The 12792-nt window shown below is 33.7% G+C and carries 12 protein-coding genes; 7 read left to right on the top strand and 5 right to left on the bottom strand.

Going from position 1 to position 12792, the window contains the following annotated elements:
- Window positions 1-249 precede the first annotated feature (249 nt).
- Window positions 250-1245, top strand: a complete 996-nt coding sequence (gene dusB / locus FOL89_RS05840) for a tRNA dihydrouridine synthase DusB (protein WP_144281904.1) — start codon at window positions 250-252, stop codon at window positions 1243-1245.
- Window positions 1246-1280: 35 nt separating this feature from the next.
- On the opposite strand, the gene deoC is transcribed toward dusB, so the two are convergent.
- The 3 genes from deoC to FOL89_RS05825 are packed head-to-tail and all read right to left on the bottom strand — an operon-like array spanning window position 1281 to window position 3452.
- On the bottom strand, window positions 1281-2027 hold the full coding sequence (gene deoC / locus FOL89_RS05835) for a deoxyribose-phosphate aldolase (RefSeq protein ID WP_144281903.1): 747 nt from the start codon (window positions 2025-2027) through the stop codon (window positions 1281-1283).
- A gap of 4 nt (window positions 2028-2031) precedes the next feature.
- Window positions 2032-2502, bottom strand: a complete 471-nt coding sequence (locus tag FOL89_RS05830; protein WP_144281902.1) for an Lrp/AsnC ligand binding domain-containing protein — start codon at window positions 2500-2502, stop codon at window positions 2032-2034.
- An 8-nt stretch (window positions 2503-2510) separates the two neighbouring features.
- A complete protein-coding gene (locus FOL89_RS05825) occupies window positions 2511-3452 on the bottom strand; it encodes an endonuclease/exonuclease/phosphatase family protein (RefSeq protein ID WP_144281901.1) in 942 nt (313 codons plus the stop codon).
- 541 nt (window positions 3453-3993) lie between these two features.
- Here FOL89_RS05825 and truA point away from each other — a divergent pair.
- From truA to FOL89_RS05805, 4 genes are all read left to right on the top strand, one after another.
- The gene (truA, locus tag FOL89_RS05820; protein WP_144281900.1) at window positions 3994-4728 is read left to right on the top strand and encodes a tRNA pseudouridine(38-40) synthase TruA; all 735 of its coding nucleotides are present in this window, start codon (window positions 3994-3996) and stop codon (window positions 4726-4728) included.
- Window positions 4729-4760: 32 nt separating this feature from the next.
- Entirely contained in the window at window positions 4761-5114 is a 354-nt protein-coding gene (locus FOL89_RS05815) for a hypothetical protein (RefSeq protein ID WP_144281899.1), read from the top strand.
- A 125-nt stretch (window positions 5115-5239) separates the two neighbouring features.
- Entirely contained in the window at window positions 5240-6985 is a 1746-nt protein-coding gene (locus FOL89_RS05810) for an ABC transporter ATP-binding protein (RefSeq protein WP_144281898.1), read from the top strand.
- A gap of 280 nt (window positions 6986-7265) precedes the next feature.
- A complete protein-coding gene (locus FOL89_RS05805) occupies window positions 7266-7478 on the top strand; it encodes a hypothetical protein (protein ID WP_144281897.1) in 213 nt (70 codons plus the stop codon).
- 45 nt (window positions 7479-7523) lie between these two features.
- On the opposite strand, the gene FOL89_RS05800 is transcribed toward FOL89_RS05805, so the two are convergent.
- Complete coding sequence (locus FOL89_RS05800; protein ID WP_144281896.1) at window positions 7524-8291, bottom strand: DUF3575 domain-containing protein; 768 nt, start codon at window positions 8289-8291, stop codon at window positions 7524-7526.
- A gap of 162 nt (window positions 8292-8453) precedes the next feature.
- Window positions 8454-10592, bottom strand: a complete 2139-nt coding sequence (locus FOL89_RS05795; protein WP_144281895.1) for a S9 family peptidase — start codon at window positions 10590-10592, stop codon at window positions 8454-8456.
- A gap of 335 nt (window positions 10593-10927) precedes the next feature.
- Between FOL89_RS05795 and FOL89_RS05790 the strand changes: the two genes are divergently transcribed.
- Both FOL89_RS05790 and FOL89_RS05785 read left to right on the top strand, forming a co-directional pair.
- Window positions 10928-11437: a YceI family protein gene (locus FOL89_RS05790; protein ID WP_144281894.1), complete on the top strand. Its 510-nt coding sequence runs from the start codon at window positions 10928-10930 to the stop codon at window positions 11435-11437.
- A gap of 151 nt (window positions 11438-11588) precedes the next feature.
- Entirely contained in the window at window positions 11589-12752 is a 1164-nt protein-coding gene (locus FOL89_RS05785) for a carboxypeptidase-like regulatory domain-containing protein (RefSeq protein ID WP_185146926.1), read from the top strand.
- The last annotated feature ends 40 nt before the right edge of the window (window positions 12753-12792 follow it).

Genomic DNA, 12792 nt, shown 5'->3' with positions numbered 1-12792 from the left:
AGTTTTTTTACAAACCTCATACAATAATGTATGAGGTTTTTTTATGCCCTTACTTTTTTGGCTCCTCATTCAAAAAATACTCCAACTCATCATCAATTCATCATCAAGTCACAACTCATTAAGCAGAACTCGTGACCCATCTCAATTACAGGATCAGTGATCAGGAATAAATAAAAAATGTTCACTATAATGATAATTGTGATTTACATTATATCATTGTTTAAAGTAAGAAATTTGTAAATTTGCAACATGATTAAAATTGGCACTATAGAATTGCCCGAGTTTCCATTACTATTAGCACCAATGGAAGATGTCAGTGATCCACCATACAGACGCTTATGTAAAATGCATGGCGCAGATTTGATGTATTCTGAATTCATTTCTTCTGAAGGATTGATTCGAGATGCAATAAAAAGTAGAAAGAAGCTGGACATTTTTGATTATGAACGACCAGTCGGAATTCAGATTTTTGGAGGTGATGAAGAAGCAATGGCTATGTCCGCAAGAATAGTGGAAACGGTAAATCCTGATCTTGTAGATATTAACTTTGGTTGTCCTGTAAAAAAAGTGGTTTGTAAAGGAGCTGGAGCTGGTGTTCTAAAGGATATTGATCTCATGGTTAAGCTCACAAAAGCTGTTGTCAACTCTACAAGCCTTCCTGTGACTGTTAAAACTCGTTTGGGTTGGGACAGTCATTCAATTAATATTGATGAAGTAGCCGAAAGACTACAAGAAACAGGAATTAAAGCTTTAACTATACATGCCAGAACAAGAGCACAAATGTATAAAGGTGAAGCTGACTGGGAACATATTTCCCGTATAAAACAGAATCCGAATATTGAGATCCCAATTTTTGGAAATGGTGATATAGATTCTCCTGAAAAAGCATTAGAATATAAAAATAAGTATGCTTGTGATGGTATTATGATAGGAAGAGCAGCCATTGGATATCCTTGGATATTTAATGAAATTAAACATTTTTTTGCTACTGGAGAGCATTTAGCTCTGCCTACAGTTACTGATCGATTGCTTGCCGTAAGACAGCATGCAGAATGGAGTGCCGAATGGAAAGGCGAAAGGTTAGGATTGGTTGAGATGAGACAGCATTACAGTAATTATTTCAGAGGAGTTCCTCATTTTAAAGACTTTAGAAAGAAGTTTTTAGAAGTTTTTACACTTCAGGAAATGGACGCTGTTATTGCAGAAACTCAAGAGTTTTACAAAGAATATCAAGCACAGATATAAAGGAAAAGAAACCCATCGTAATGATGGGTTATTTATTAATAATCTTTTTGTATCATAGTTCTGTCAGACAATAAATTGAGTGCAGAAGAAGTGCCGATTCGCTTTACTCCTAACTGAATCATTTTTTCCGCTTCTTCCTTTGTTCTGACTCCTCCGGCAGCTTTTACAGATAATTTTCCTGCATTTTTCAGCATTATTTTGATCCCTTCTACCGTTGCTCCGTTTGGTTTACCTTCACTTGTTTCAAAAAAGCCTGTTGACGATTTTATAAAGATTTTTTCTAAAGATTTTTCGGGAAAATTAGTCTCAGCCCACTCAGATATTTTTTTTGTAAGATCAGCAATTTGGTCATTGTTTAAAGCCGCAATTTCAATAATCCATTTAGCCACTTTATGATGTTCAATACACCATTGAGTACAGGTTATGAATTCGTTTTCTACATTGCTGATTTCGCCTTTAAGATAAGCCTTATAGTTGATGACAAAATCCAATTCATCAGCACCATCTTCAATAGCTTTAGTAGCTTCAGCCAGTTTTTCATCAGTTGAATCACTCCCTTCATGAAAACCGATTACAGTGCCAACAAATACTTCTGAATTTTTTTCGGTAATCATTTTTTTTACTTCAGCAACATAATCTGGTCTTATCATCACTGCAAAAATATGATGATCTATAGCTTCCTGTGTAAGCTGTTTTACTTTCTTTAAAGTTTCATCTTCTGAAAGTCCTGATTGGCTTGGAGTTTTTAAATACGTAGAGTCTAGATATTGAGCAATATTCATATTATTACACTTTGAGTTGTCGGTAAATACCTTGTTCCAAAGATATGAAAGTTTCCGTTCTTGTCACACCTTTCATTTTCTGTAAAATTCTTAAAATCTCCATCAAGTGATCGTTATCTTTGCATAAAACCTTCAGGAAAATAGTATAATTACCTGTTGTGTAATGTGCTTCAACTACCTCATTTACCTCATTTAAAGATTTTACAACATTAGAGTAGTGACTTGGCTGATCAAGAAACATCCCGATGTAGCATACGACTTTATAGCCAATCATTCTTGGGTTTAGAATTGAAATAGCATTTTCAATTACTCCTGCATTTTCAAGTTTTTTGATTCTCTGGTGGACTGCGGTAGTGGAAATCCCTACTTGTTTAGATATGTAAGCAAGTGAGCTTTTTGAATTGTCCATCAGCATATAAATTATCTCTTTATCAAGAGGATCGAGTTCATAAGTAGTTGTGCTTGTGTTTTTCATATTTATTTTTATCTCAAATTTTCTTTTAATGTAACTAACACAGGATAATGATCGCTGAAACCTCCCAGATATCTTGTTCCGGCAAATGTTCGGAAAGGTCTTTGATCTAATCCTTTTTGTTTAACGCTTATATTTTCAGAGTTAAAAACAGTTGCTTTTTCAAATTGTAGAGAAGAATCATCCCGGAAAAAAGAATCTGATAACAAAATCTGATCAAATAACAGTCCTGATTTATAATGAAAATTAGAATATTGCCTTTTTGAATACAGTTTCTGAAAAGGATTATGCATTATTTTGTTATGATTTTCGTCGTATAAAAATTTGACCAGGCTTTCCTCGTCAGGATTTTGATTAAAATCACCACAGACCATTACTTTTTCATGATCGGAATGCAAAATTTTCAGCACTCTGCTTTTTACTTCATTCATAATGAAAGTTCGCTTAGGAAGGTTGATATCTTTCTCTCTTTTAGAAGGAAGGTGAGCCACAAAAACATTGATTATTTCGTCTTTGTACTTCAGTTTTACAAAAAGAATATCTCTTGTGGTATCATAATTATCCGGTTTATGATCTATAATTTCGAAGAAAAAAGTAATCGCCTCAGAATCTAAAATTTCAATTTTTGAACGATCAAAAAGCAAGGCAACATCTACCTTTCTTTCATCTAAAGAGTTGTAATGCACAATTCCGTACCGCGAACTGAAAGGATCAAGTTTTACCAGATCTTCCAGAACTTTTCTTCCGGAAATCTCACAAAGACCAATAATGCATGGAAGAATACCTTGTTCTTCTTTCATCAGGCGAAAAACATGAGCAATTTTTGAGAGTTTTATCCGGTATTTTCTTTCATCCCAGTTTCTTAAACCCGAGATGGTAGGATCCAGCTTATGAGCCGGAGCCGGATCAGGAAGGAATAAGTTTTCAACATTATAAAAAGCAAAAAGTTCCATCCTTATATTTTCTAATTACGATCATTTATTTAGTTGAATAAATTTATTAAAAAAATAAGTTAAAAACTAATAATCTGATAATTTTGTACAAGAAATTGTAAATTATTATTGTTATAATAAATCAAAATTGAATTTACAGCTAAAAATTATTGTAAACTTGATTATGTTATACTCAAAAATAGTTGCCTGTCATTTATTTTTTAAGTTTAATGACGGATTTTTGAATCTATCAAACTCTCAAAATATTCTTTATAAGATAATTTAAAGTCGTATGAAATAAATACTTCTAATACCCATGCAATTTATTGCTAATAATTCTTGAATGTAGTATGTTCACAAATGAAAATCAATCATAAGAATAATGATTAAAAATCTATAAAACTTGAAAGTTTAAGTGACTTCGTTACAAATTAAAAGTATTTTTGCAAATATATTTTTGAAGTAAGATAAAAGCATTTTCAATATGATTACAAGCAGTAATCATAAAATTTATTATCTATTTTAAAACCTCATCTTGAATTTTTAAAAAAACATATCAGCTTTGAGATATTTTATAGAATTTTCATACAACGGCAAAAATTATTTCGGTTATCAGATTCAGCCAAAAGACATTTCTGTACAGGAAGAACTTGAAAAAGCACTTTCTACCATTCTTCGGCAACCCATCAAAACCACCGGAGCAGGGCGTACTGATACGGGAGTTCATGCCAAGAAGATGTTTGCTCATTTTGATACCCATCAGGAGTTATCTCATCAGCTTACGCATCAGCTCAACAGTTTTTTACCAAATGATATTTCTGTCTATAAAATATTTAAAGTAAAAGATAATTTCCATGCCCGTTTTGATGCTACTTTCAGAACGTATGAATATTATATTTCATTAGAAAAAAATCCTTTCACGCAGGATTCCGCATGGCAACATTGGAGAAGACCTTTAGATATCAATAAAATGAATGAAGCCTGCAGGATTTTATTCGATTACGAAGACTTTACAAGTTTTGCCAAGCTTCATACCGATAACAAAACCAATCTTTGCAGCATCTACAAAGCCGAATGGGAGGAGAACAGAGCAGAACTAAAATTTACTATTTCAGCTAATCGTTTTTTAAGAAATATGGTAAGAGCAATTGTCGGAACTATGGTAGATGTAGGTGCAGGAAAAATTCAGCCTGAAGATCTGAGAAATATAATAGAAAATAAAAACCGGAATTCTGCGGGTACATCAGCACCTGCTCATGGACTTTTTTTGGTAGATGTAGGATATGATTTCGAATAAATTCTTATATTAGTTTATTAAAAAACTTAATCATGTTATCTATTTTTATTGTTGTCGCAGCGTACAGATATTATGCCCGATTAGCCGAAAAGTTCGGTAAAACAAAATGGCATTTCGGACTTTTAGCAATCGTTATTTATTTTGGATTTCAGATATTATTCCTTTTTTCTTACACATCTTATTTAGCTATTTCCAATCCGGATTCATTGGATGACAATAATTACGCAGGGTTTTCTTTAATGAATATGATAAGCTGGATCTTTGCCATCGCCGCTGTTTTTGGTTTTTATAAAGTTCTTGAAAATAAATTTGAAAAAGAAATAATAAAACCAAATATAGCTGAAATTGAAGAAATTGGATCTGATCAGGCTCAAAACTTTCATTAAGACACATTCACAAGGTCAATAATCATCATCTGTAATTTTCTATCCAACTTCTTCGGGCATTCAATTTATAAAGCCGTATTTTTGCAAAGATTTTTTTGATATAATTCCTTGCGAACCTTCGTACAATGAAAAAACAAGACACCTGGGCAATCATTAAACGGCTTTTTTTTATCGGAATGAAATTCCGGTCATGGTTTATTATTACCCTTCTCATTTCTATTATACTATCTGTAGTTTCTACCTATAGACCCTATCTTACAATGCAGATTGTAGATAATGATATTACCAAACTAAAAGATAAAGCTTTGATGATGAAGCATATTTATATGCTTATCGGATTGGTTTTTGCTGAAACTGTTTTAAATTTCTTTCTGGTTTATTTTTCCAATTATATCTCACAGAACGTTATCCGCGACATCCGTGAAAGGCTTTATCATAAGCTGATTTATTTCAGGACAGCTTTTTTTGATAAAACTCCCATCGGACAATTGGTTACCAGAGCCGTAGGTGATGTTGAAACCATTGCTACCGTTTATACAGATGGATTTCTGATGGTTTTCGGTGATGTACTCAGAATTGCCTTCGTGTTATTTATGATGTTTCAGGTTGATGTACATCTCAGCTATATTTCTTTGGCAATTTTACCGTTGATGGTGGTGATTACAAGATTTTTCCAAAAAAGACTTAAAAAAGCCTTTGGAGATGAAAGATCATGGACTGCCACACAAAACTCTTTTGTACAGGAAAGATTAGCAGGGATGTCTATTATTCAGGTTTTTAATAGACAGGAATCAGAATTTAAAAAGTTCGATGACATCAATGTTACCTTGAAAGGAGCATTATTGCGGACTGTATTCATTTTCTCACTATTTTTTCCTGTCGTGGAACTTATCTCATCACTTTTTATCGGATTTGTTCTGTTTTACGGCGGATATATTACCATCAGTGCAGGGGTTGTGATCGCATTTATTCAATTTATTTCAATGTTGATTCGCCCTTTGAGACAGATTGCAGACCGATTCAACAACATACAGCGCGGGATTGTAGGTGCAGAAAGAGTTTTGGGTATAATGGATGAAGATTATGCGATGACCAATACCGGAACGGTAAAAAAAGAACATTTTGCCGGAAAAATCGAATTTAACAATGTTCGTTTTTCTTATGATGACAAACAGGAGGTTTTGAAAGGAATTGATTTTAAAGTAAATCCCGGAGAAACCGTTGCTATCGTCGGCGCAACCGGAGCAGGAAAATCTACCATTATCAGTTTAATTACAAGATTGTACGACATCAATTCCGGAAAAATTCTTATTGACGATATTGAACTAACAGATTACGAACTGTACAACCTGAGAAGTCATATTGGCGTAGTTTTGCAGGATGTATTCCTTTTCCACGGAAGTATTTATGAAAATCTCGCCTTTGGAGATGAGGAAATTACTTTAGATAAAATAAAAGCGGCGGCTAAAGAGATTGAAGTAGATCATTTTATTGAGCAACTTCCGGGAAATTATGATTATGTAGTAAGCGAAAGAGGATCTTCAATTTCTCTGGGTCAGAGACAACTGCTGTCTTTCCTAAGAGCTTATCTTTCTGATCCTAAAATATTGATTTTGGATGAAGCAACCTCATCTATTGATCATGAAAGCGAAAAATTAATTCAGCGTGCAACTGAAAAAATTACCCAAAACAGAACTTCCATTATTATCGCTCACAGACTTTCTACAATAGAAAAAGCCGATAAGATCATTGTCATGGAACATGGTAAAATTGTTGAAGAAGGAAAACATCTGGAATTGTTAGATCAAAACGGTTATTATGCGACTTTATACAAAGCACAATTAAGACAGGAAGTTAATGAAGAGAAATAAAAAACGGGAAATAAAGCATGATAATTACGTAGTGTTTTGATTGTCAGTGTCTTTTGGTTTTGTTAAAGTTTTATTATTGTAACATTAAATTGATTTTTGGTTAACATTTAGTTCACATTAGCCTACTTAGGTATAACTTTTGCATATAGTAAGAGTCATTGCAATACCCCATTAATTATTTGGAAAAAATATGGTAATTTTATTTAAAATTACATCTTACCGTATATTTTAAAGGGTAAAAGTAATCATAAATCAATTTTTAATTAAAACCAATAATAAGATGAATACTACACAAGACGAATTTTCAGTTTTCAAAGAAGAGCTTAAAAAACTAAATATTGAAGTTAAAAAAATCGTGAAAATAGGAAATGGAAGCATGGATTTCCATGAGGTATTTTATAAATCACCACGATATGAAGATGTAAAAACTGTATTTGTACAGCGACACACTCTTGATAATCTTATTTCAAGATTCAGAGAATGCTACACTTAAGGAAAAACAGCGGTAAATAGTTTAACCGCTGTTCTTATTTAATGCCTAAAAACGATAACCTAAAGAAAAGCCACTTCTGAATCCTGCCCAAGGACCATCTATATTTATTTTGGCACCGGAAGGATTTGTTTCCACAGTGTAGTCTATAAAAGGAATATCAAGATTTTCAATTTCCTGTTTCAGCTGAGCCTGCATTTCAGGGGTAAGCAATACATCGCCGGTAAGCACAAAATCTCCTTTTCCTTTACCATAATGCGCTCCTGCAATCCAGAAATCCAAAACGAGATTATGCTGTCTGGTAAGGAAAAACTGAGCTCCGATCATCAATCCTCCACTATTTCCACTTGCATTTCCATTTCCTTTTAAAGGTATTGGAAATACGGTTCCCAATGCATTATAATCATAAGTAAAACCAAATGTATTGGAAGAAACTTTTGAATACCTGTAATATGGAGCAAAATAAAAGCCTTTTCCGTAACCTTCACCAATGTAAAATCTTGGCTCTATGGTGAAATTGTTAGCTTTAACTCTTACATCCTGAAAATTTTTCTCATCTTTTTCATCCAGGAAAGCATTCATAAAAGGTACTCTTCCTTCTGTAACAGTTCCAAAACCTACATTAATGGCAAACCATCTGTTGATGGATCTTTCGTATGACAGATTGATGTTTCTGAAAGCAAATCCCGTAACATTGGTTTTGATGATATTCATTTTATCTTCGGGAACAGAATTTTGTAAAGAATTTTCAAGAAGATTCTGCGCGGAAATCTCAGACATATATACTGCTGAGATTAAAAGTAGTAATTTTTTCATAATAATTAGTGAATGGTGGTTAATCCAAAGAAAACAAAAACCGTTCTAAAAAATATTCTTTTGTAAAATTATAGATCATTTTATTAATTTATTTCCAATCTAAACTTCCAATAGAATTTGTTTTAAAAACAATAAAAATCCGGCTTTGAGACCGGATATAATTTATTTCTTGAGATAAAGATCAAAGTAATCTGTTACTTTCTGCATCAAATGCACTCTGTCTTTTCCTATTACATTATGCGGATGTCCAGGGTAAACAAAATAATCTAACTGAACTCCGTTATCAACAGCAGATTTTAAGAACTTTACTGAATGCTGCCAAACAACTACATCATCCTGAGCTCCATGAATCATTAACAGTTTACCTTGAAGGTTTTGCACTTTATCCAGAAGATTGGCAGTTTTATAACCTTGAGGGTTTTCTTCAGGTGTATCCATATATCTTTCAGTATACATGGTTTCGTACATTTGCCAGTCGATAACCGGTCCGCCTGCAACTCCTACTTTGAAAACTTCCGGATGACGAAGCATAAAGCTTGTGGTCATAAATCCTCCGAAACTCCAGCCGTGAATTCCCATTTTACCTGCATCTACATAAGGCAATGATTTCAGATATTTTACCCCTTGCATCTGATCATTCATTTCAGTAGTTCCCAGATTTCTGAAAACCGCCTGCTCAAATTTCAATCCTCTGTTGGATGATCCTCTTCCGTCCATGGTAAAGATGATATAACCATTCTGAGCCATATATTCATACCAAAGGTTTCCTGATGCCGGGAAAGAGTTGGTAACAATCTGCAGATGCGGTCCGTTGTACAAATAAACAATCGCCGGATATTTTTTGGTGGGATCAAAATTTATCGGAAGAACAATCTTACCATACAATAATGTCCCGTCATCTGCTTTCAGAGTAACATTTTTAATTTCCGGACGCTGATAATTTTTCAGCGTATTTTCTGAAGTCAGAATATTGGTAGATTTTAAGTTAGCCGTATTGATGATATTGGCAACTCTTGGGGTAGTGGCGTTACTGTAAGTATCGTATAAATAATTGCCATCATTACTCAGAACAGCAGAGTGCATTCCTTCAGTATTATCTATTCTCTGTGTTTTAAAAGTATTCCAGTTGATTCTGTAAATATGTCTTTCCAAAGGTGTTTCCTGAGTAGAGACGTAATAAATTTCTTTTTTCTTTTCATTAAAGCCTAAAACATCCGTAACCAGCCAGTTTCCTTTTGTGATCTGAGCAATCAGACCTTTTTCCAAACTGTAATGAAATAAGTGATTGTAGCCCGTTCTTTGACTTTGCCAGATGAAATCTGTGTTTGAATTCGGGAAAAACATTAGCGGATGCTGTGGTTCTACATATTTGTCATTGGATTCTTCAAAAAGAGTTTTTATAAGATTCCCTGTTGCAGCATCATACTGATTCATTTTCAAATGATTCTGACCTCTGTTGAGAACTCCCACAAAAATATATTTGGAGTCCGGACTCCATGTTACGGCAGTTAGATACTGATCTTTTTCACCGTCAATTTTAAGAAAAGTAGTGCTTTGATTTTTAATATTGTAAACCCCTAAAGTTACTTCGTGGGAAGTTTTTCCTGCCATCGGATACTTGATGTTATGATTTTCAGCAGGTGTCACAGACCAGTCTATCACCGGATAATCTGCAACCATTGTCTGATCCATCCTGTAAAATGCAATGTTTTCTGAGTTTGGAGAAGCAAAAATACCTTCATTAATTCCGAATTCATTTCTGTGCACCGCCTGTCCGTTAACAATATTTTCATTTGAATCTTTTGTAATGGCAGTAACTTTACCATTTTTATTGATAAAAAGATTGTTTTTCACCGTATAAACAATCGTCTGATTATCTGCTAAAGTTTTTACGTTGGCTGTTTCGGGATCAAGTGTGTAATTTCTTTTTACTTTCCACTCGTTTCCTGATTTTTCTACCCAGAACATCTGATTATTTGCTGTGAAGTAAGCATTGCTGTTACTGATAAATTTTACAGGAGGAAGACCTTTCAGCTTTTTATCCGGAAAATTTTTATTCACCTGATAAATTGAAATCAATGTATCTTGCTTGTTGGTTTTAAGATCGGTAACTAAATACCCGCCTTTTACTCCCTGAATGTATGATTTGCTGTCCACAGACCACGAAAACTGAGATATATTTTTCACAGCTAAGTTGCTTCTCATTCCGTTGACTGCTTCAGCCATGGTAAATTTCTGAGTCTGAGCCAAAGATGTTCCGCCCAAAACTACCATTAATAAAGAAAACTGATGTAATTTCATTGTATAAACTTGAATCTGCCAAAAATAAGAAATAAATGCGAAGTGATGATCTCAAAAAAAGAATTATCACTTGAGAAACTGATGCTTGAAAGTGTAACTGTTATGGCTTTCCAGCCCGGATAGAAGCGGTTACCCCGCAGTGAGGCGGCGGAGCGAAGCGGAGCCGACCGAGCGAGGAGTATGAGCGGATAGCCGGAATAGCTGCATAATATAAAAATGATCCTCCAATTTTATTGTATTTTTAATATAAATCGTCTTTCTTATCCTAAATCAATGTTTTAGGTATCAATCTTGCGGTAGATTTGCATTATAATTAACAACAAAAAATTACTACAATGGCAACAAAATGGAATTTAGACCCAGCTCACAGCGAAATTACTTTTAAAGTAAAACATATGATGATTTCCAACATCAAAGGAAGCTTTAGAACATTCAATGCGGAAATTGAAGCGGAAGACGACTCTTTTCAAAATGCCAAAACAACGGCAACTATTGATGTAGATTCAATTTTCACCAATAATACCGACAGAGACAATCATTTGAAATCTCCCGAATTTTTTAATGCAGAAGCAAATCCTAAGATTACTTTTGAAGCAGATTCTTTAAATGATTCTGTTATCGGTAACATTACTGTAAACGGCGTTACTAAACCGATTACTCTGGATGTTGATTTTGGAGGAATCAATGTAGATCCTTGGGGAAATACTAAGGCAGGGTTTTCTTTTGAAGGGAAAATCAATAGAAAAGATTTCGGTCTCAACTGGAATGCAGCTCTGGAAGCAGGAGGTGTAATGGTTGGGGAAGATGTGAAAATTGCAGGCGAATTACAGTTTTTAAAAGCATAATCAAATAATTTAAGCCAAAAATGGCATTTAATTAAATGTTTTTTAATCGGAAAGGTTCGGATTATACTATAATCTGAACCTTTTTTTATCTAAAAAACCGATAGTATGCAAATTTCTCTATCACTATAATTTTTAGTAATATTGTGTCATGATGAAACATTTATTATTACTAGTTTTATTCTGTGCTTTTCCTTTATCGGCACAGATGATCAAAGGAAAAATCGTAAATGATCTTGAAAAACCGATTGCCAATGTGAATATCTATCTTGACGGAACTACAACAGGAACCATTTCTGCACAAGACGGAAGCTTCAGCTTGAGTTTGCCTTCAAAAAATAACAATACGCTTGTTTTTCAGAAAGATTATTATGAGACTTTCAGAATAAACAGTTCAGAAGTAGCCGGTAAAACACTGAAAGTTGTTCTCCTTAGAGTTCAGGAAATTGAAGAGCTGAAAATTATTCCGTTTACAGAAAGAGCATACAAAGATTACATCAATTATTTTCTAAGAGCTTTTATCGGAGAAGACCGAGAAAATGTAAAAATAAAAAATCAACGCACTCTGAAATTTTCCTACGATAAAGAAAGTAAAATTTTAAGAGTGAAAGCGCCTCAGACCTTAATTATAGAAAATAAAAAACTAGGCTACACTATTGATTATAACCTTCAGGAGTTTAAAGCAGATTTTGAAAATAAAACTACACTTTTCATTGGAACATCATTCTTTAGAGAAACCAAAAGCTCTGATAAAATAAAAATTAACAGACTCAATGCTTTCTACGGAAGTCAGGTTCACTTTTTCAGAAGTGTTTATAAAGGAAATACAAAGGAAGAAGGTTATACTGTAAATGCATTAAGCAAAATTCCTAATGATAAATACCCCAGTGAAGAAGAGCTTGATCGTCTGAAAAATTTCCATAAAAATTTTAAACCAAAAGAGACCTTATCACTTCCTGAAGACATAAAAGACATCAGCCAAAGAAAAGCTAATGAAATGCCGTATAAAACAGTAATTTCAAAAATGAATATTCCCGAATCAGACTACACTAAAAAAATAGATGGTGTATTGCTGTTGGATTTCAAAGACATTCTTCAGGTCAACTACCACAAATATACCTACATACTCAAAAAGGGGAGTTACGTAAAAGATGAATATCCTATAAAACAGACCTCTTATCTTCATTCTAATGACAATATTTCTGAGATTTATAGCAATGGAAACACTTCAGATCCTGCCGGACTGATGAATCAGGGAAGCTTTTCTACCGATAAAATAGATAAACTGCTCCCTCTTGATTATGAGCCGGGAGATTAATACGAAACATACTGCTGTTATCTGAACTTGTTTTTGTAAA

It is taken from the genome of Chryseobacterium echinoideorum (genome assembly GCF_007474535.1).
GTDB classification, from domain to species: Bacteria; Bacteroidota; Bacteroidia; order Flavobacteriales; family Weeksellaceae; genus Chryseobacterium; species Chryseobacterium echinoideorum.
This window is presented reverse-complemented; position numbering and strand designations above follow the sequence as displayed.